21 protein-coding genes are annotated in these 17,727 nt (G+C 66.4%); 8 read left to right on the top strand and 13 right to left on the bottom strand.

Annotated features, from left to right (window positions below):
* Positions 1-13 precede the first annotated feature (13 nt).
* Positions 14-181, top strand: a complete 168-nt coding sequence (locus ACV22Z_RS16780; RefSeq protein ID WP_448077410.1) for a hypothetical protein — start codon at positions 14-16, stop codon at positions 179-181.
* A gap of 34 nt (positions 182-215) precedes the next feature.
* Here the strand turns inward: ACV22Z_RS16780 and ACV22Z_RS16775 are convergent, their stop codons facing one another.
* The 4 genes from ACV22Z_RS16775 to ACV22Z_RS16760 all read right to left on the bottom strand — a co-directional run bounded on the left by ACV22Z_RS16775 (position 216) and on the right by ACV22Z_RS16760 (position 3,305).
* Positions 216-1,136: a LysR family transcriptional regulator gene (locus tag ACV22Z_RS16775; RefSeq protein WP_448077409.1), complete on the bottom strand. Its 921-nt coding sequence runs from the start codon at positions 1,134-1,136 to the stop codon at positions 216-218.
* A gap of 306 nt (positions 1,137-1,442) precedes the next feature.
* On the bottom strand, positions 1,443-2,216 hold the full coding sequence (locus tag ACV22Z_RS16770; protein WP_448077408.1) for an SDR family oxidoreductase: 774 nt from the start codon (positions 2,214-2,216) through the stop codon (positions 1,443-1,445).
* A gap of 141 nt (positions 2,217-2,357) precedes the next feature.
* A complete protein-coding gene (locus ACV22Z_RS16765) occupies positions 2,358-2,858 on the bottom strand; it encodes a DinB family protein (protein ID WP_448077407.1) in 501 nt (166 codons plus the stop codon).
* 72 nt (positions 2,859-2,930) lie between these two features.
* Positions 2,931-3,305 (bottom strand): copper resistance CopC family protein, encoded by a 375-nt coding sequence (locus tag ACV22Z_RS16760; protein ID WP_448077406.1) that lies wholly within the window; start codon positions 3,303-3,305, stop codon positions 2,931-2,933.
* 127 nt (positions 3,306-3,432) lie between these two features.
* Here ACV22Z_RS16760 and ACV22Z_RS16755 point away from each other — a divergent pair, with 127 nt between their 5' ends.
* A complete protein-coding gene (locus tag ACV22Z_RS16755) occupies positions 3,433-4,149 on the top strand; it encodes a pseudouridine synthase (protein WP_448077405.1) in 717 nt (238 codons plus the stop codon).
* A 106-nt stretch (positions 4,150-4,255) separates the two neighbouring features.
* Positions 4,256-4,444: a hypothetical protein gene (locus tag ACV22Z_RS16750; RefSeq protein WP_448077404.1), complete on the top strand. Its 189-nt coding sequence runs from the start codon at positions 4,256-4,258 to the stop codon at positions 4,442-4,444.
* Here the strand turns inward: ACV22Z_RS16750 and ACV22Z_RS16745 are convergent.
* Positions 4,427-5,464: an NAD-dependent epimerase/dehydratase family protein gene (locus ACV22Z_RS16745; protein ID WP_448077403.1), complete on the bottom strand. Its 1,038-nt coding sequence runs from the start codon at positions 5,462-5,464 to the stop codon at positions 4,427-4,429. The two genes, ACV22Z_RS16750 and ACV22Z_RS16745, sit on opposite strands and share 18 nt — an antisense overlap.
* 83 nt (positions 5,465-5,547) lie before the next feature.
* On the opposite strand from ACV22Z_RS16745, the gene ACV22Z_RS16740 reads away from it, so the two are divergent.
* The 3 genes from ACV22Z_RS16740 to ACV22Z_RS16730 all read left to right on the top strand — a co-directional run bounded on the left by ACV22Z_RS16740 (position 5,548) and on the right by ACV22Z_RS16730 (position 8,512).
* Complete coding sequence (locus tag ACV22Z_RS16740) at positions 5,548-6,579, top strand: CDP-6-deoxy-delta-3,4-glucoseen reductase (protein WP_448077402.1); 1,032 nt, start codon at positions 5,548-5,550, stop codon at positions 6,577-6,579.
* A 282-nt stretch (positions 6,580-6,861) separates the two neighbouring features.
* Entirely contained in the window at positions 6,862-8,046 is a 1,185-nt protein-coding gene (locus tag ACV22Z_RS16735) for an acetylornithine transaminase (RefSeq protein ID WP_448077401.1), read from the top strand.
* A gap of 13 nt (positions 8,047-8,059) precedes the next feature.
* Positions 8,060-8,512: a GNAT family acetyltransferase gene (locus tag ACV22Z_RS16730; protein WP_448077400.1), complete on the top strand. Its 453-nt coding sequence runs from the start codon at positions 8,060-8,062 to the stop codon at positions 8,510-8,512.
* Positions 8,513-8,553: 41 nt separating this feature from the next.
* Here the strand turns inward: ACV22Z_RS16730 and ACV22Z_RS16725 are convergent, their stop codons facing one another.
* The 8 genes from ACV22Z_RS16725 to ACV22Z_RS16690 form a co-directional block, all read right to left on the bottom strand.
* Positions 8,554-9,225: a DUF2278 family protein gene (locus ACV22Z_RS16725; protein ID WP_448077399.1), complete on the bottom strand. Its 672-nt coding sequence runs from the start codon at positions 9,223-9,225 to the stop codon at positions 8,554-8,556.
* A gap of 345 nt (positions 9,226-9,570) precedes the next feature.
* Positions 9,571-10,287, bottom strand: coding sequence for an ABC transporter ATP-binding protein (locus ACV22Z_RS16720; RefSeq protein WP_448077398.1), 717 nt, complete (start codon positions 10,285-10,287; stop codon positions 9,571-9,573).
* Positions 10,287-11,063 (bottom strand): ABC transporter ATP-binding protein, encoded by a 777-nt coding sequence (locus tag ACV22Z_RS16715; RefSeq protein WP_448077397.1) that lies wholly within the window; start codon positions 11,061-11,063, stop codon positions 10,287-10,289. The genes ACV22Z_RS16720 and ACV22Z_RS16715 overlap by 1 nt, the downstream gene beginning before the upstream one ends.
* 21 nt (positions 11,064-11,084) lie before the next feature.
* Positions 11,085-12,251 (bottom strand): branched-chain amino acid ABC transporter permease, encoded by a 1,167-nt coding sequence (locus tag ACV22Z_RS16710; RefSeq protein WP_448077396.1) that lies wholly within the window; start codon positions 12,249-12,251, stop codon positions 11,085-11,087.
* An 18-nt stretch (positions 12,252-12,269) separates the two neighbouring features.
* Positions 12,270-13,220: a branched-chain amino acid ABC transporter permease gene (locus tag ACV22Z_RS16705; protein ID WP_448077395.1), complete on the bottom strand. Its 951-nt coding sequence runs from the start codon at positions 13,218-13,220 to the stop codon at positions 12,270-12,272.
* A 211-nt stretch (positions 13,221-13,431) separates the two neighbouring features.
* Positions 13,432-14,625: a branched-chain amino acid ABC transporter substrate-binding protein gene (locus tag ACV22Z_RS16700; protein WP_448077626.1), complete on the bottom strand. Its 1,194-nt coding sequence runs from the start codon at positions 14,623-14,625 to the stop codon at positions 13,432-13,434.
* Between the two features lie 280 nt (positions 14,626-14,905).
* Complete coding sequence (gene ispH / locus ACV22Z_RS16695) at positions 14,906-15,886, bottom strand: 4-hydroxy-3-methylbut-2-enyl diphosphate reductase (RefSeq protein WP_448077394.1); 981 nt, start codon at positions 15,884-15,886, stop codon at positions 14,906-14,908.
* A 2-nt stretch (positions 15,887-15,888) separates the two neighbouring features.
* Entirely contained in the window at positions 15,889-16,344 is a 456-nt protein-coding gene (locus tag ACV22Z_RS16690) for an FKBP-type peptidyl-prolyl cis-trans isomerase (RefSeq protein ID WP_124597807.1), read from the bottom strand.
* 135 nt (positions 16,345-16,479) lie between these two features.
* Here ACV22Z_RS16690 and radC point away from each other — a divergent pair, with 135 nt between their 5' ends.
* Together radC and rpmB are read left to right on the top strand one after the other, a co-directional pair.
* The gene (radC, locus tag ACV22Z_RS16685; RefSeq protein WP_448077393.1) at positions 16,480-17,244 is read left to right on the top strand and encodes a RadC family protein; all 765 of its coding nucleotides are present in this window, start codon (positions 16,480-16,482) and stop codon (positions 17,242-17,244) included.
* Between the two features lie 240 nt (positions 17,245-17,484).
* Positions 17,485-17,718 (top strand): 50S ribosomal protein L28, encoded by a 234-nt coding sequence (gene rpmB, locus ACV22Z_RS16680; protein WP_004186391.1) that lies wholly within the window; start codon positions 17,485-17,487, stop codon positions 17,716-17,718.
* Positions 17,719-17,727: the final 9 nt, after the last annotated feature.

Here is a 17,727-nt window from a genome sequence, read left to right as displayed (position 1 = left end):
ACGGAGGCGGCCTATGTCCCTGCGAGCAACTTCGAAACGGATCTGCGCGGGTGTGCTGGCATCCGCGCTCTGGTTCGCGCTGTCCGGCTGCGACATCCTGAGCCAGCCGCCCGTGCCGGACTGGCCGGGCCCGCACGCACCCTATCCGTTCCCGGACAACGTTCCGCATCGCACCGAATGAACGCGCGCCGCATGCGCGTCCGGCATCACGCCGGTCAGCCGCCGCGCGCCCGCTCCTCCAGCGCGCCGCCCATCAGCTCGTCGAACCACTCGATGAATGCATTGAGCCGGCGCGACCGGTGGCGCCGGTGCGGATACACGGCCGACACGTCCATCGGTTCGGCACGGTAGGCGGGCATCACCTCGACCAGCACGCCGCTGTCGAGAAGGTGCCCGACATCGAAGCGCGGAATCTGGATCAGCCCCATCCCGGCAAGGCAGCTCGCGATGTACGTCTCCGCGTTGTTGACGATCACGCGGCTCGGCAGCGTCAGTGTGTGCGTATCGCCGTTGGCGACGTATTCCCATGGCAATTCGCGCCCGGTCGCCGGCGACGCATAGCCGACCGACCAATGCCCGTGCGCCAGTGCATCCGGGTGGTCCGGCACGCCGCATTCGCGCAGGTAGTCCGGGCTCGCGCAATTGACCAGCACGAACCGGCCGAGCGGCCGCACGACCAGGCTGCTTTCCGCGAGACGCCCGACGCGGATCGCGCAATCGACGCCCTCCTGCACGAGATCGATCGACCGGTCAGACGAACCGAGCGACAGCTGCAGCTTCGGATGACGTCGGAACAGCGCCGGCAGTGCGGGCGCGATCACGCGCCGCGCGATCCGGCTCGGCACGTCGACGTTGAGCCGCCCGACCACTTCGCGGTCGCGGCTGCGGAACAGGCGATCGAGTTCGTCGGCTTCCGCGAGCAGACGCCGGCCGCGCTCGAGCAGCAGCGCGCCGTCGGCGGTGAGCTGCACCTGCCGCGTCGTGCGGTGCAGAAGGCGCGTGCCGAGGCCCGTCTCGAGCTGCTGGACGGCCGCCGACACGGTCGCGCGCGGCACGTCGAGCGCGTGCGCGGCCTTGATGAAGCTGCCCAGTTCGGCAACCTGCAGGAAGATTCTGACCTGATCCAGCTTGTCCATCGGCAATGACGTGGGTTCGTTCGGGCGACCGGACGCGTCCGGCGCGGCAACCGCGATACGATCCGGCGCCCGACATGAAAAAGGCGCGCGGCCTTTACGCCCGCGCGCCCGCCCATTGTCCATGGAAACCGGCCATTGCGGGTACGCGGCCCGCGCCGCGCCCGGACCTGCCCGGACCTGCCCGGACCTGCCCGGATCCGCCCGGACCTGCCCGGCCGCTTGCCGCTTGCCGCTTGCCGCTTGCCGCTTGCCACTTGCCACTTGCCACTTGCCACTTGCCACTTGCCTGGTCGCTTATCTGGTCGCTTACTTGGTCGTATAGCCACCGTTGATCAGGATCGTCTGGCCCGTGATCCACCAGCCATCGGTCACGAGGTGGCGGATGAACGGCACGACGTCCTCGATGTCGGTCAGGCCCGTCTTGCTGAACGGCGACAGCGCGGCGGCAGTCTTGTGATACGCGACCGCATCGGCGCCTTCGGCCGGATAGAAGAACGGCGTGTCCATCGGGCCCGGCCCCACGGCAGTCACCGAGATCCCGCGCGCGCCATACTCCTTCGCGGCCGCCCGCGTGAAGTGCTCGACCGGCGCCTTCGACCCTTCGTATGCCGCATAGAATGGCGTGAACGCACCGAGCAGCGACGTCACGAGCGTGACGAGCTTGCCGTGATCCTCGAGATGCCGCCCCGCTTCCTTGATGAAGAAGAACGCCGACTTGCTGTTGACCGCGAACATGTCGTCATATTCGGCCTCGCTGATCTCGGTGATCGGCTTCTTCAGCACCTTGCCGACCGTGTTGATCGCAATATCGAGCTTGCCGAAACGCTGCTTCGCCGCGTCGAACAACTGCGCGACCGCGCCGGCTGTCGTCAGGTCGGCCTGGAACGTCGCGGCGTCCGCGCCCGCCGCACGCACCGCGGCGGCCGTTTCTTCGGCCTGCGGCTGCGTCGCCGCGCTGTTGTAGTGAATCGCCACCGCCTTCGCGCCGTGGCTCGCCAGATCCCTCGCGATCAATCCGCCGAGGTTCTTCGCGCCGCCTGCGATCAGGACGACCTTGTCTGCGAGCGTATGAGTGGCCACGGTTGACTCCTTTCTCGTTGAACGAAATCCCGAGTGTAGGCACGTCCGTGGCGCCGGTCAGCCGGTCGCAGCTGGATGGATTGTCCAGAAAACCGATCCAATCCGGTTCGCCGGTTCGCCGGTTCGCCGGTCGCCGGCCGCTCAGCGCGCGTGCCGTTTCGCGTCGATCTTGCCGAGCAGCCACTGCATCCCGGCCAGATGCTGCTGATCGTGACTGCACAGGTAGTGGACGAGCCCGCGCACGGTCACCGCGCCGTAGCCCTCGAACTCGCCGATGCGGGCGAACTGGTCCGGCGTGACACGTGACAGGAGGTCGAGCGTCTGCCGCCGCGCGTCGCGAAACGCAGCGAGCACGTCCGACGCATACGCGTCGTCGTAGCGCCGCTCGACGGCAAGCGCGTCGCCGTCGAGCGACACGAGCAGCGGGCGGTCCTCGTCGAGCATCCGGCGCAGCCGCACGTGATAGCCGTCGATCTCGATGTCGCGCACGTGGCAGAGCTGCCCGAGCGGCGAATAGCGTTCGCTCGGGATTCCGTTCCAGTCGTCGGGCGTCCAGCTCGCGTACCCGTCGGGCACCGCCGCGAAATGCGCTTCGAGCAGGCGGGGAAAATCGGCAAGCGCGTCGAGGGTCGTCGGGTTCATGCGAGGGCCTCCCAGTCGGATGGTCGGGAAACGGCGGTGGCGAGCGGGCATCGAGCCAGCCCGCCGCCGCGATCACTTCACGCTGAAGCGGTAGCTGCCTTGGGTGCGGTGCCCGTCCGCCGCGACGGCCACCCACTTCACGGTAAAAGCGCCCGCGCCGATTGCTGACAGCGGCACTGCCATCCGCTTGCGATTCGCCGCGTCGACGCTCGCCTTGCCGTCCGACACCGGCTTGCCGGCGCCGTCGACGACGACGATCGAACTGAACGCCGGCTCGAGCGTTTCGGTGAAGTCGAGCGTGACGGCAGACGGCGCGGAGGTGAGCGCCGCGTTCGCGGCCGGGTCGGTGTTCTCGGGCCGCGCGTGCGCGAATGCAGCCGACGAAACGGTCGCGGCAACGGCGATGGCGGCAGCCTTGCGGCCGAGCGAGAGCAGATCGAAAGTCATCGTGTGTCCGGGAAGAAAATGAACGGGCCGCTCACGAAAGCGTGCCCGTCCGAAATGTTCCGGCAGCTTACCAGCGCACGCACCGCCGTGACAGCGACCGTGTGCCGCTTGATAGAATGCGCGCGCTATGGATCTCGAAAGCATTCTCTACTCCCAGGGCTTCGGCTCGCGCCGCCAGTGCCGCGGCCTGATCGAGGCCGCGCGCGTGACGGTCGCCGGCGCAGTCTGCACCGACCCCGATGCCGACTTCAGTACCGACGCGCTCGTGATCTCGGTCGACGATACCGCGTGGCCGTTCCACGCGCGCGCGTACCTCGCGCTCAACAAGCCCGCCGGTTACGAGTGCTCGCGCGATCCGCAGCACCACGCGAGCGTGTTCAGCCTGCTGCCGGCGCCGTTCGCCGCCCGCGGCGTGCAATGCGTCGGCCGCCTCGACCAGGACACGACGGGCCTGCTGCTGCTGTCCGACGACGGCCAGTTCGTCCACGCGTACACATCGCCGAAGCGCAAGGTGCCGAAGACCTACGTCGCGACCGTGCGCCATCCGCTCGACGACGCGCAGCTGCATGCGCTGCGCACGGGCGTGCAGCTTCATGGCGAGCCGAAACCGATCGCCGCGCTTGCCGCCGATGCGCGCGACACGCACGTGCTCGCGCTGACCGTGCTCGAAGGCAAATACCATCAGGTGAAAAGAATGGTCGCGGCCGCGAGCAACCGCGTGGAAGCCCTGCACCGCGAGAGCATTGGCGGGTTCACGCTGCCGGCCGACCTGGAACCGGGTGCATGGCGCTGGCTGAGCGAAGCCGATCTCGCGTCGCTGCGCGACACCGCCCAAACCCTGTAAGGGAAAATCCGCACGACCGTTCGATGATCGGCCGCGTGGCGGCCGCCCTATCCCCCGCTATACTCGAATGACAAGCTGTTACGAGCAGCGATGCAGGGGAGACATCATGCAAATCCACAATCTGACTGACGTTTCGTACGTGATGCTCGCGTTCGCCGTGGTAGGTGCGCTCGCGATCGGCGGGCTGCTTGCGTACATGCGCGCGAAGCACAAATATTATCCGAACCTGATTGGCGCACTGATCGGCGCGCTGCTGTGCTTCCTGCTGATCGAGGCGCTACCGGCGCTGACCTGACGCTTTGCCGGGCCCGAGCGTTTGAAGGAATTCGTCTACGGTCGGATAGCGCAACGTCACGCACAATTCGCGCTTGAGACGTGCGTTGGACAGCCGCCGCGACTCGCGCATGAACGACAGGAGCGTCGGTTCGAGCAGGCGCTCGGCGTCGGCGCGGCTCACGCGCGGCGGCGGCGGCAGGCCGAACGCATGCGCGACCCGGTCGAAATACTCTCCCATCTGCAGTTCGCTGTCGTCCGATGCGTGCACCGCGCGCGACGGCCGGCCGCGCACTGCCGCGCGCCGCAGGATCGCCGCGAGGTCGTCCGCGTGGATGTGGTTCGTATAGACGTCGTCGGCCGGTTCGAGCGCCGGCGTGCCGCGTTCGAGCCGCGCGAGCGGCAGCCGGTTCGCCGCATAGATGCCGGGAATGCGCACGATCCGCGCGGACAGCACGCCGCGCGCCGTCGCGGCGCGCAGCTGGCGCTCCGCCGACACGCGGCGCACGGCGCGCGGATTCGCCGGACGCAGCGGGTGCGTCTCGTCGATGCGCGCGCCGCCGCAATCGCCGTAAACGCCCGTCGTGCTGGCGTAGACGAGCCGCGGCGCGCGAAGGCCGTCGGGTACAATACGCGCTGCCCGGACGGGCGCGCCGGCAGGCCGCGCCGCCGCGCGAACGCTGCGCAGCCTGCCGTACGCCGGCGCCGGCTGAACCGTCGAGCGCCGCGCGGGCGCGGTCAGCGCGGCGACGAGCGCGCGCGTGCGCCGGTCCTCGCTACCGTCGGACTGCGGCGGCGCGAGATGCAGGATAGTGCGGGCGAGGCCCGCGAGCCGGCCGAGCGTCCACGGGCGATCGAGGTCGCCGACGATCGGTGTCGCGCCCGCGGCGCGCAGTTCGTCGCACCGGGCCGGATGGCTCGTCAGCGCGACGATCCGCAGGTCGCCGCGCCGCGCGCGCCATTGCGCGATGCAGCGCAGGCCGACGTCGCCGCAGCCGACGATCAGCACGCGCGGCCGGCGCAGGATTCGTGTCGCGATCATGATGGTTGCGAAATCAGTAGCGGAAGCATTGTAGCTGCCGTGCGCAACTTGCACGGTCCCCACATTTTGTTCTAGTTGGTTCTATGGCATTCAACGTCACTCTCAAGCAAAGCGGCCGGCAGTTCCAGGTCGAGTCGGACGAAACCGTGCTGGCAGCCGCGCTGCGCCAGAACGTCCATCTGCCGTACGGCTGCAAGAACGGCGCGTGCGGCTCCTGCAAGGGCCAGATCGTGTCGGGCCAGATCGAGCAAGGCCCGCACGCCGCATCTGCCCTGTCCAACGACGAGCGTACCCGCGGCCTCGCGCTGCTGTGCTGCTCGAAGGCGCAATGCGATCTGGAGATCGACGTGCGCGAGATCGCCGGCGTCGACGGCGTGCAGGTCAAGAAGCTGCCGTGCCGCATTGCCGCGCTCGAGCGCAAGGCCGACGACGTGATGGTGCTGAAGCTGCAGCTGCCGGCGAACGAACGCCTGCAATACCTCGCGGGCCAGTACATCGAATTCATCCTGAAGGACGGGTCGCGCCGCAGCTACTCGATGGCGAACGCACCGCACGAGGAAGGCCCGGTCGAACTGCACGTCCGCCACATGCCGGGCGGCAAGTTCACCGACCACGTGTTCGGCGCGATGAAGGAGCGCGACATCCTGCGCTTCGAAGGCCCGCTCGGCACGTTCTTCCTGCGCGAGGATTCCGACAAGCCGATCGTGCTGCTCGCGTCGGGCACCGGCTTCGCGCCGATCAAGGCGATCATCGAGCACGTGAAGCACCGCGGCATCACGCGCCCGATGACGCTCTACTGGGGCGCGCGCCGCAAGAAGGACATCTACCTCGCCGAACTCGCCGAGCAATGGGCGAGCGAGATCCCGAACTTCAGGTTCGTGCCGGTCCTGTCCGAGCCGGACGACGCCGACGCGTGGACGGGCCGCACCGGTTTCGTCCATCGTGCGGTGATCGAGGACCTGCCCGACCTGTCGGCCTACCAGGTCTATGCGTGCGGCGCGCCGGTGATGGTCGAGTCCGCGCAGCGCGACTTCACGCAGCACCACGGCCTGCCCGCGGACGAGTTCTACGCGGACTCGTTCACGAGCGCCGCCGATCTCGCGCATCCGGTCTGAGCCCGGACGGCATCCTCCGCGCCCCGCCGCCGCGACACATTTGTTGCATCGCGGCGGTTTACAGTGGGGCGCGGGATACCGTATGCTTGCGCACATGAACCGCTTCCTGTCCACCCTCCGACGTCGCCGCTCGCCGCTCCGCCCGGATGCCGCCGGCTCGTCACGGACTCGCGCGTAACCCCCGACACGTTACGCACAAGCTGTTCGAACCACCCAGCCACGGCATGCCCCGTGGCTTTTTTATTGTCTTTTCACCTTGACCGTCTGCTGGAGTCTGCCGCCATGCCCCTGAACGACTATCCGATCGACTCGCTGATGTACATCACGAACCGCCCCGACATCGTGTTCACGCACGGCAAGGGTTCCTGGCTCTACGATCACACCGGCAAGCGCTATCTGGATTTCATCCAGGGCTGGGCGGTCAACAGCCTCGGGCACTGCAACGACGGTGTCGTCGAAGCGCTCAAGTCGCAGGCGGAAAAGCTGCTGAACCCGTCGCCGGCGTTCTACAACGAACCGATGGCGAAGCTCGCGGGCCTGCTCACGCAGCACAGCGTGTTCGACAAGGTGTTCTTCACGAACAGCGGCGCCGAAGCGAACGAAGGCGCGATCAAGCTCGCGCGCAAGTGGGGCCGCAAGTTCAGGAACGGTGCGTACGAGATCATCACGTTCGACCACAGCTTCCACGGCCGCACGCTCGCGACGATGTCGGCGAGCGGCAAGCCGGGCTGGGACACGATCTACGCGCCGCAGGTGCCGGGCTTCCCGAAGGCCGAGCTGAACAACATCAACTCGGTCGAGAAGCTGATCAGCGACAAGACCGTCGCGGTGATGCTCGAGCCGATCCAGGGCGAAGGCGGCGTGATCCCCGCAACGCGTGAGTTCATGCGCGAACTGCGGGCGCTGACGAAGCAGCACAACCTGCTCCTGATCGTCGACGAAGTGCAGAGCGGCTGCGGCCGCGCGGGCACGCTGTTCGCGTACGAGCTGGCCGACATCGAGCCGGACATCATGACGCTCGGCAAGGGGATCGGCAGCGGCGTGCCGCTCGCGGCGCTGCTGTCGAAGGCCGACGTCGCGGTGTTCGAGGCCGGCGACCAGGGCGGCACCTACAACGGCAACCCGCTGATGACGGCGGCCGGCTATTCGGTGATCTCGCAGCTCGTCGCACCGGGCTTCCTCGAAGGCGTGCGCGCACGCGGCGAATACCTGAAGCGCAAGCTGCTCGAGCTGTCGGAGGAGCGCGGCTTCGAGGGCGAGCGCGGCGAGGGCCTGCTGCGCGCGCTGCTGCTCGGCAAGGACATCGGCCCGCAGATCGTCGAGAAGGCGCGCGACATGCAGCCGGACGGCCTGCTGCTCAACGCGGCGCGCCCGAACCTGCTGCGCTTCATGCCCGCGCTGAACGTGACCACCGAAGAGATCGACCAGATGATGGCGATGCTGCGCTCGGTGCTCGACACACTCTGAGGAGACCCGCCCGATGGATGCCGCCGCCGATGACGTCGCGATCCGTCCGTTCGATCACGCCGATACCGACGCCGTGCTTGCAGTCTGGCGCGACGCGTTCCCGCAATACAGCGAGGCGGCCGCGCCGCACCGCGATCCGTTGCGATCGATCGAGCTGAAGCTCGCGACACAACCCGAGCTGTTCTTCGTCGCGGTGTGCGGCGCGCGCGTCGTCGGCACGCTGATGGCGGGCTTCGACGGGCATCGCGGTTGGCTGTATTCGTTCGGTGTCGCGAGCGACGCGCGCCGGCTCGGCGTCGGCCGCGCGCTGATCGCGCATGCGGAGGACGCGCTCGCCGCGCGCGGCTGCCTGAAGATCAATCTGCAGGTGCTGCCCGGCAACGACGACGCGTGCCGTTTCTACGCCGCGCTCGGCTATCACGTCGAGGAACGCATCTCGTTCGGCAAGCTGCTGCCCGCAACGTGATGCTGCCGCTGGCGCCGGCAGCAGCCGGCGTCGGTGCGTGATCAGTATGTAATCGGCTCCGCGCCCGGCAGCGGATTGCCGAGCGCGTCGGTCGGCACTGCCTGCTGTTCGAACGCGGCGAAATACGCAGCCCATTGCGTGTCGCTCACGCGCACGATCAGCGCGCCGTCCTGCCAGATATCGTTGTGGTCGTTGCTGTCGTCGCCCGCGCGATGCAGGAAGTGAGGCCCCGATGAACCCTGGTTCATGTGCGTGTCGTGGATGCCGTTGCCCTCGACGTACGTGCGGCCGAACACGACCACATCGAGCCCCTGCGACTGCGCGGCGTCGACGAGCCGCAGCAGCGACGGAATCGGCTCCGGGTGGCCGGTGCCGTCCATCACGTCGCTCGGGCGCCATGCTCCCGTCTCGTTCAGGATGTCGCTGCGCAGGTAATCGAGTGCGGGCAGCGCGGCCGTCCCCGTCAGGTCCGTATAGCCCTGCTGCGCGTTCGCGAGCGTCTGCGTGACGGGGTGGTGGAAATCGTAGACGAGCTTGTAGTTCAGCAGGTCGTCCGCGTCGTTGGTGCCGACGTTGACCGCGACATCCCAGTCGCCCGTCGGCAGCGCGAGCGTCAGGTGGATGTGGTACTGAATCTCGCTGCCGTGCGGCGACGCCTTCAGCCCCGCCACCGACTTGACCTTCGCCTTCACGAAACCGTAGTCCAGACTCATGCGCGTCCTCCGTGTGCCGATGGGCCGCTCATGCTACGCCCCGCGCGTGTCGGTTTGCGGACGGCCGGTTGCGGACGGCCGGTTGTGGACGGCCGGTTGCGGACGGCCGGTTGTGGACGGCCGGTCGCGGACGGCCAGACGCAAGCAGCCGACGTGATGCAGCCTGCGCGCCGCGGTTGTGGCGCGCTCGTCCGATGGAGTCACGCACACGGGCACAGTTCTGCGGCCATCGCGCGGCGCGAAAAAAAAGGCCGTCACGGCAACCCGTGACAGCCTTTCCAAAGCCCTTGCGCATCGCGTGCGGCCGCAGCCGCACCGACACGCGGGGCCCGCTCATTCACTCACTCATTCACCCAGATACGCGGCGCGCACCTTCGGATCGTCGAGCATCTGCTTCGCGTCGCCTTCCATCGTGACCGTGCCCGAGTCCATCACGTAGCCGCGGTCGGCCGCCTGCAGCGCGAGACGCGCGTTCTGCTCGACCAGCAGCACCGTGATGCCCTCCTTCGAGATCGTCCGCACCACCTCGAAGATCTTCTCGACCATGATCGGCGACAGCCCCATCGACGGTTCGTCGAGCAGCAGCAGCTTCGGCTTCGACAGGACCGCGCGCGACATCGCGAGCATCTGCTGCTCGCCGCCCGACAGCGTACCCGCGAGCTGCGTCGCCCGTTCCTTCAGGCGCGGGAAGAAGCCGAACATCCGGTCGATGTCCTTCTTGATCCCGTCCGCATCGTTGCGCAGGTACGCGCCCATCTGCATGTTCTCGAGGATCGACATCCGTGCGAAGATCCCGCGGCCTTCCGGCACCATCGCAAGGCCGCGCTTCAGCAGTTCGTGCGTCGGCATGCCCTTGATCGACTTGCCGTCGTACTCGATGTCGCCCGCCGAATACGGCTTGAGACCCGTGATCGCCTTCATCGTCGTGGTCTTGCCTGCGCCGTTCGCGCCGATCAGCGTCACGAGCTCGCCCTGACGGACCTCCATGTCAACGCCCTTGACGGCCTGGATGCCGCCGTAGTTGACCTGCAAGCCCTTGATTTTCAACATTGCCGCTGCCATCAGTGCACCCCTGCGCCGAGATATGCCTCAATCACCTTCGGGTTCTTCTGCACGTCCTGCGGCAGACCCTCGGCGATCACCTTGCCGTAATCGAGCACCGTCATCCGGTTGCACAAGTGCATCACGAGCTTCACGTCGTGCTCGATCAGCAGAATCGTGCGGCCGTCCGAACGGATCTTGTCGAGCAGGCGCGTCAGTTCCACTTTCTCCGTGGCGTTCATCCCGGCCGCCGGCTCGTCGAGCGCGAGCAGCTTCGGGTCGGTTGCCAGTGCGCGCGCGATCTCCAGACGGCGCTGGTGGCCGTACGACAGGTTGCGCGACGTGTAGTCCGCGTACTGCAGCACGCCGACGTATTCGAGCAGCTCGATCGCGCGCTCCTTGATTTCACGCTCTTCCTGGCGTTCCGCCGGGGTCTGGAACACCGCGCCGAGCAGCCCGTGCTTGGTGCGCACGTGGCGGCCCACCATCACGTTTTCCAGCGCAGTCATGCCGCCGAACAGCCGGATGTTCTGGAACGTGCGCGCAATGCCCGTCTTCGCGACCTGGTGCACCGCGGTCGGCTTGTATTCCGCGCCGTCCAGCTTGAACTCGCCGGAATCCGGTGTGTACAGCCCCGTGATCACGTTGAAGAACGTCGTCTTGCCCGCGCCGTTCGGGCCGATCAGGCCGTAGATCTCGCCTTCCTTGATCTCGAGGCCGACGTCGGACAGCGCCTGCAGGCCGCCGAAGCGTTTGTTCACGCCTTTGACGGACAGTCGGATTGGTTTGTCGCTCATGTGTTTTCTCCTGCTTGTCCGTTACGCGCGCGCCGACTTGGCGCTGCGCTTCGCCAGTTTCGCGATCTTGTCCTCATGCTTCGGCGCGGGCCACAGGCCTTCCGAGCGGTACAGCATGATGATCACCATCGCGAGGCCGTACAGCGCCTGGCGGATCACTTCCGTATCGACGATCTCATGCCCGAACACCGCGTTCTGCAGCGGGCCCATCGTCGAACGCAGGAATTCCGGGAAGATCGCCAGCAGCACCGCGCCGAGGATCACGCCCGGGATGTGGCCCATGCCGCCCAGCACCACGCACGCCAGCACGACGATCGACTCCCAGAACGTGAACGATTCCGGCGACACGAAGCCCTGGAACGAGCCGAACATCGCGCCCGACAGGCCGCCGAACGACGCGCCCATCGCGAACGCGAGCAGCTTCACGTTGCGGGTGTTGATGCCCATCGCCTTCGCCGCGATCTCGTCCTCGCGGATCGCCGCCCATGCACGGCCGATGCGCGAGTGCTGCAGGCGCGTACACGTCCAGATCACCAGCAGCGCGCACAGCACGAACAGGTAGTAGTACATGTACACCGACGGCAGCTGGATGCCGAACAGCGAGTGCGTCTGCGCGAGGCTGAAGTCGCCGGCGTGCACCGGGTCGATCCCCGTGATCCCCTTCGGGCCGTTCGTGATGTTCACCGGACGGTCGAGGTTGTTCATGAAGATCCGCACGATTTCACCGAAGCCCAGCGTGACGATCGCGAGGTAGTCGCCGCGCAGCCGCAGCGTCGGTGCACCGAGCAAAATTCCGGCTCCCGCCGCGAGCGTCATCGCGATCACAACGATGATCAGGAACGGCACGTGCAATCCGCCGGGCGCGAGCTGCGCGATCCACTCGAACTGCGAGGTCAGGTGCGGCGAGCTCAACAATGCCGCCGTGTACGCGCCCACCGCGTAGAACGCGATATAGCCCAGGTCCAGCAGGCCGGCGAAGCCGACCACCACGTTCAACCCCAGCGCGAGCATCACGTACAGCATCGCAAAGTCGAGCACGCGGACCCAGTAGTTGCCGCCCGCTGCGCCGATGATGATCGGCGCAGCGATGACGAAGGCCGCGGTCAGGATACCGATGGTGACGGTCTTCGCGGTGTTGCGTTCTTCGACGAGCGTCGTCGAGGTTTCGATCGGTTGAATGGATGTCATGTTCTTGCTCCCCTTCCGTTACGCGCGGTCCGCGACCCGTTCGCCGAGCAGGCCCGACGGACGGAACACGAGCACGATGATCAGCACGATGAATGCGAACACGTCCTGGTAGTTACTGCCGAACACGCCGCCCGTCAGATTGCCGATGTAGCCGGCGCCCAACTGCTCGATCAGGCCGAGCAGCACCCCGCCGACCATCGCGCCGCCGAGGTTGCCGATCCCGCCCAGCACCGCCGCGGTGAATGCCTTCATGCCCGGGATGAAGCCCATGTAGAAGTGCACGTTGCCGTACTCGGACGCGATCATCACGCCGGCCAGCGCGGCGAGCGCCGAACCGATCATGAAGGTCGCCGAGATCACGAAGTTCGGGTTCACGCCCATCAGGCTCGCAGTGTTCGGGCTTTCCGCGATCGCGCGCATCGCGCGGCCGAGCTTGGTCTTGTGCACGAGCAGCAGCAGGCCGCCCATCACGATGAACGCGACGGCGATGATCACGATTTCAGTCATCGAGATCACGGCGCCGGGCGTCGTGTCGGTCGCCTTGATCACGTTGATCGGGTCGGTCGGCAGCAGCTGCGGGAACGGCAGCGGGTTGCGCGACCAGATGATCATCGCGGCGGTCTGCAGCAGGATCGACACGCCGATCGCGGTGATCAGCGGCGCGAGACGCGGCGCACGGCGCAGCGGCCGGTACGCGACCCGCTCGATCGTGAAGCCGACCACCGCGCAGACGCACGCGGCGATACCGAGACCGATCGTCAGCGTCGCGACGTTGCCGAGCCCGGGAAAGTGGTTCTGCAGCACGTTGATCGCCGACAGCGCAACCATCGCGCCGATCATCAGCACATCGCCGTGCGCGAAGTTGATGATGCCCAGAATGCCGTACACCATCGTGTAACCCAACGCGATGATGGCGTACACACTGCCGAGCACCAGCCCGTTGAGGATCTGCTGGACGAAGATATCCATTTAAAGCTCCTTGGCCCGTGCTGCCGGATGAAGCTGCGCCCCGCGGGTAAGCGAGGAATCACGTCGTCTCGGCGACACTGCGGGTACTAGAAAAGACCGGTAAGGGTGGATCGTCCCGGCGTGCGCCGCCCGGCCTGTACGGCCGGACCTGCCGCCGGAGCGGATACAAAAACGGCACCGCACTGTTCCGGTGCCGTCACGAGTCCCGTCGCTACATCGTCACGACATCGAGGACGGTTTTCTTTGCCTCCTTGAAGTCGTAGAGCGTAATCGCGCTCTCTTTCAAATCGCCGTTCGGCGTGAATGCGATGTGACCGATCACCCCGCGGTAATCGGTCGACGGCATCGCAGCCAGCACCTTGGACGCGTCGATCGAGTTCGCGCGCTTCATTGCGTCGACGATCACGTAGACGGCGTCATACGTGAATGGCGCGTAGATCTGCACCGGCGTGTGGAAACGGTCCTCGTACTTCTTCTCGAAGTCCGCCCCCTTGTCCATCCGCGACAGGGCGAGCCCCGCCTCCGAACAGATCAGGTTCTGCACCGCGCTGCCCGCGAGCTCGACCACCTTGTCGGTACACACGCCGTCGCCGCCAAGGATTTTTGCCTCGATGCCGAGCGCCAGCGCCTGCTTCGCAAACGGGCCGCCCGTCGCGTCCATGCCGCCGTACATGATCACGTCGGGATGGTCGCTCTTGATCTTCGTCAGGATTGCCTTGAAATCCGTCGCGCGGTCGTTGGTCGCTTCGCGCGCGACGATCTGTCCGCCCGCTGCCCGGACGGTCTTCGCGAATTCGTCGGCCAGACCCTTGCCGTAGGCGGTCGCGTCGTCGACGACCGCGAAGCGCTTCGCGTGGAGCGCATGCAGCGCGTAGTTGGCGAGCGCAGGCCCTTGCTGCGCATCGGTCGCCACCACGCGGTAGGTGGTCTTGTACCCTTGCTTCGTATAGTCGGGATTGGTCGAGGACGGTGAAATCTGCACGATGCCTGCGTCGCTGTAAATTTTCGACGCCGGGATCGACACCCCGGAATTGAGGTGCCCCACCACGGCCACGACCCGGTCGTCGACCAGCTTCTGAGCAACTTGCGTGCCGGTCTTCGGATCGGCGGCGTCGTCCTCGGCGACCAGTTCCAGCCGCACCGGATGCGCGTCGATCGTCAGGCCATGCGCGTTGATTTCCTCGATCGCCAAACGTGCCCCGTTTTCATTGTCCTTGCCGAGATGCGCAATGCTCCCCGTCAGCGGGGCGGCATGGCCGATTTTGACGACGCGCGCGTCGCTGGCCGGCGGTGGCGCGGACACCGCAGCCTCCCTGCCCGCCCCGTCGTCGCCTTTTTTGCTGCAGGCGGCAAGCATTGCAACCGCTGCGGCGACGGACACGGCGTAAGCCAACTTCACATGCATTAAATAGGTCTCCCGCGCCTTGCCAAAACCCGATTTCACGACCGCTCAGGCCTGAAAACGGGCGCATTGTAACTCCATTTATAGGACGCCAATATTCCTGATTCGATGGGGTTTTCCTGCATTGCAACCAATTTTGAGACACAGGTTCGAGCGCGGATAGCAACCCAGTTGCACCATCATTGGGAGGATTGGTTGCGCTTGCAATCTCGACGCGCGGAAAAAAGGTGCAAAAAAAGCGCGCCCTAGGGCGCGCTTCGGTGTACCGCGAGTGGTATCCGGGTCAGGCGGCGGGAGACAGGTTCAGGCCGCGCGGCAACGGGAACGACACGTTCTCCTCGATGCCCTCGAGCGCGCGGACGTTGCGCACGCCGAGTTCGCGCAGACGCGCGATCACCGCCTGAGCGAGCACCTCGGGCGCCGACGCGCCGGCCGTCACGCCGATGCGGCGCTTGCCCGCAACCCATGCGGGATCGATCTGCTCGGGCGCGTCGACCATGTACGCGGCGACGCCGCGCTTCTCGGCCACCTCGCGCAGGCGGCTCGAATTCGAGCTGTTCGGACTCCCGACGACGATCACGACATCGCACTGCGGCGCCATGAATTTCACCGCGTCCTGGCGGTTCTGCGTCGCGTAGCAGATGTCCTGCTTCTTCGGCTCGCGGATCTTCGGGTACTTCGCCTTCAGCGCGGCGATGATTTCAGCCGCGTCGTCGACCGACAGCGTCGTCTGCGTGACGAGCGCGATGCGCTCCGGATCGGCGAGCACGAGCTTCTGCACGTCCTCGACGCTCTCGACGAGATGCATGCCGCGCTCGACCTGCCCCATCGTTCCCTCGACTTCCGGATGCCCCTTGTGCCCGATCATCACGATGTCGACACCATCCTGGCGCATCTTCGCCACTTCGACGTGCACCTTTGTGACGAGCGGACACGTCGCATCATAGATGCGCAGGCCGCGCACGCCGGCCTCGTCGCGCACGGCCTTCGACACGCCGTGCGCGCTGAAGATCACGGTGTTGCCGGCCGGCACTTCCTCGAGTTCCTCGACGAAGATCGCGCCTTTCTTCTTCAGATCCTCGACCACGTACTTGTTGTGGACGATCTCGTGGCGCACGTAGATCGGTGCGCCGTGCATCGCGATCGCGCGTTCGACGATCTCGATCGCGCGATCGACGCCCGCGCAGAAGCCGCGCGGCTGCGCCAGCAGGATTTCGGCGTCGGCTGCGACGGTCTGTCCGGACAGCGTATCGGTGGTGCTCATGATTACAGAATCCCGATGATTTTCACTTCGAACGTGAGCGCCTGGCCCGCGAGCGGATGATTGAAGTCGAACAGCGCGGAGGTTTCGCCGATTTCCTTCAGCACCCCTGCATATCGGCCGCCGTCCGGCGCGTTGAACTCGATCAGGTCGCCGGGCGTGAAATCGTCGCCGACCATGCCGTTTTCACGCAGCGTCGCGAGCGTCACGCGCTGAAGCATGTCGGGGTTTCGGGGACCGAACGCCTGCTCCGGCGCTAGCTGAAAAGTCGAATGGTCACCCACCCGGAGCCCGACGAGAATCTGTTCCAGCGAGGGTGCCAGCTGTCCCGCGCCGAGCAGCAGCGTGGCCGGTTTGTCGGAGAAGGTGTTGACGATGTCGGCGCCGTCGGCGAGGGCCAACCGGTAGTGCAGCGTGACGTGCGAACCGGGCTTCACTTCGGATAGATCGATAAGGCTCATGAATGACTCGTTCAATCGGCGCCCGTAACGGCCGGAAGGCCCAGCGCAAAACCCCTATTGTAAGTCACCTGCGCGCGCAAGGCAGAAAGTGCGACGACGGCGCGCAGGCCGCCTGCCGACAATGGAGTATCAACGATGACGCAACAATTATTGCCTTTGCCCGCATGCCGGGAGAACCTCGGGCCCGCGCCCGCCCCGCGCACCCCGCCCGTTCGGCGCAGGCGCCGCGCCCCGCGCACGAAGGAAACCGGGCTGCCGCGCGAACGGCTGCTCACGCGCGGGCCCGCCGCGCTGTCCGACGACGAGCTGATCGCGCTGCTGCTCGGCACCGGCGTGCCCGGCCACAACGTGTTCGACAACGCCCGCGCGCTGCTCGCGCAGTTCGGCCACTCGCTGCGCGGGCTGCTCGACGCGACGCCTGACGATTTCCGCGGCCGCCCCGGCATCGGCGACGCCCGCATCGCGCTGCTCTCCGCGGTCGCCGAGCTTGCGCGGCGCGCGCTCGCCGAGAAGGCGCGCGAGCGGCTGCTGATCGATTCGCCCGGCGCGGTCGAGGATTTTCTGCGGCTCAAGATCGGCACACGTCCCTATGAAGTGTTCGTCACGCTGTATCTCGACGCCCGCCACTGCCTGATCGACATCGAGGAAAGCGCGCGCGGTTCGCTCACGCGGATGGCCGTCTACCCGCGCGAGATCGTGCGCCGCGCGCTGTCGCTGAACGCCGCCGCACTGATCGTCGCGCACAACCACCCTTCCGGCGCCGTGCAGCCGAGCGCGGAAGACCGGCGGCTGACCCGGGTGCTGCGCGACGCGCTCGTGCTGATCGATGTGCGGCTGCTCGACCATATCGTCGTCGGCACGAGCGACACATTTTCGTTCGCGGGCGCCGGTTGGCTGTAGACTGTGCGCCCCGGCGAACCGTCCGGGCCCGATGCAACGGTGAAGCGAAATTGCGTTTGATTTTTCTGAGCTTTTTCTGCTAGAATCGCCGTCTGTCTTTTTTCCAACCAGTTCTAGCCATCGAAGGGCCTTGTCTGTTATGGGCTTGGGCGTTCTGAGTGCAGCCATGGATCACGTGGCGGTACGATGGAACCTTCACCGGCGATCGAACCCCGAATTTAGCGTATTAGGAGTGCTCTCATGGCACGCGTATGCCAAGTAACTGGGAAAGCGCCGATGAGCGGCAACAACGTTTCCCACGCCAACAACAAGACGAAGCGTCGCTTCCTGCCGAACCTGCAAAACCGCCGGTTCTGGGTGGAAAGCGAAAACCGTTGGGTGCGTCTGCGCGTCTCGAACGCCGGCCTGCGCCTGATCGACAAGAACGGCATCGATTCCGTGCTCGCTGACCTGCGCGCACGCGGCGAAGCCTAAGCCCAAGGA

This window comes from Burkholderia sp. PU8-34, from assembly GCF_053427725.1.
Note: the sequence above shows the minus strand (reverse complement) of the source record. Positions and strands in the feature narration are given on the sequence as shown.

Excerpts from the sequence above, each read along its gene's own strand:
- ACV22Z_RS16700 (WP_448077626.1), bottom strand. The coding sequence starts at position 14,625 with ATGCATGTGAAGTTGGCTTACGCCGTGTCCGTCGCCGCAGCGGTTGCA.
- ACV22Z_RS16715 (WP_448077397.1), bottom strand. The coding sequence starts at position 11,063 with ATGAGCGACAAACCAATCCGACTGTCCGTCAAAGGCGTGAACAAACGC.
- ACV22Z_RS16780 (WP_448077410.1), top strand. The coding sequence starts at position 14 with ATGTCCCTGCGAGCAACTTCGAAACGGATCTGCGCGGGTGTGCTGGCA.
- ACV22Z_RS16740 (WP_448077402.1), top strand. The coding sequence starts at position 5,548 with ATGGCATTCAACGTCACTCTCAAGCAAAGCGGCCGGCAGTTCCAGGTC.
- ACV22Z_RS16775 (WP_448077409.1), bottom strand. The coding sequence starts at position 1,136 with ATGGACAAGCTGGATCAGGTCAGAATCTTCCTGCAGGTTGCCGAACTG.
- ispH (WP_448077394.1), bottom strand. The coding sequence starts at position 15,886 with ATGAGCACCACCGATACGCTGTCCGGACAGACCGTCGCAGCCGACGCC.
- ACV22Z_RS16755 (WP_448077405.1), top strand. The coding sequence starts at position 3,433 with ATGGATCTCGAAAGCATTCTCTACTCCCAGGGCTTCGGCTCGCGCCGC.
- ACV22Z_RS16720 (WP_448077398.1), bottom strand. The coding sequence starts at position 10,287 with ATGGCAGCGGCAATGTTGAAAATCAAGGGCTTGCAGGTCAACTACGGC.
- ACV22Z_RS16725 (WP_448077399.1), bottom strand. The coding sequence starts at position 9,225 with ATGAGTCTGGACTACGGTTTCGTGAAGGCGAAGGTCAAGTCGGTGGCG.
- ACV22Z_RS16765 (WP_448077407.1), bottom strand. The coding sequence starts at position 2,858 with ATGAACCCGACGACCCTCGACGCGCTTGCCGATTTTCCCCGCCTGCTC.
- rpmB (WP_004186391.1), top strand. The coding sequence starts at position 17,485 with ATGGCACGCGTATGCCAAGTAACTGGGAAAGCGCCGATGAGCGGCAAC.
- ACV22Z_RS16745 (WP_448077403.1), bottom strand. The coding sequence starts at position 5,464 with ATGATCGCGACACGAATCCTGCGCCGGCCGCGCGTGCTGATCGTCGGC.
- ACV22Z_RS16705 (WP_448077395.1), bottom strand. The coding sequence starts at position 13,220 with ATGGATATCTTCGTCCAGCAGATCCTCAACGGGCTGGTGCTCGGCAGT.
- ACV22Z_RS16690 (WP_124597807.1), bottom strand. The coding sequence starts at position 16,344 with ATGAGCCTTATCGATCTATCCGAAGTGAAGCCCGGTTCGCACGTCACG.
- ACV22Z_RS16750 (WP_448077404.1), top strand. The coding sequence starts at position 4,256 with ATGCAAATCCACAATCTGACTGACGTTTCGTACGTGATGCTCGCGTTC.
- ACV22Z_RS16735 (WP_448077401.1), top strand. The coding sequence starts at position 6,862 with ATGCCCCTGAACGACTATCCGATCGACTCGCTGATGTACATCACGAAC.
- radC (WP_448077393.1), top strand. The coding sequence starts at position 16,480 with ATGACGCAACAATTATTGCCTTTGCCCGCATGCCGGGAGAACCTCGGG.
- ACV22Z_RS16730 (WP_448077400.1), top strand. The coding sequence starts at position 8,060 with ATGGATGCCGCCGCCGATGACGTCGCGATCCGTCCGTTCGATCACGCC.
- ACV22Z_RS16710 (WP_448077396.1), bottom strand. The coding sequence starts at position 12,251 with ATGACATCCATTCAACCGATCGAAACCTCGACGACGCTCGTCGAAGAA.
- ACV22Z_RS16760 (WP_448077406.1), bottom strand. The coding sequence starts at position 3,305 with ATGACTTTCGATCTGCTCTCGCTCGGCCGCAAGGCTGCCGCCATCGCC.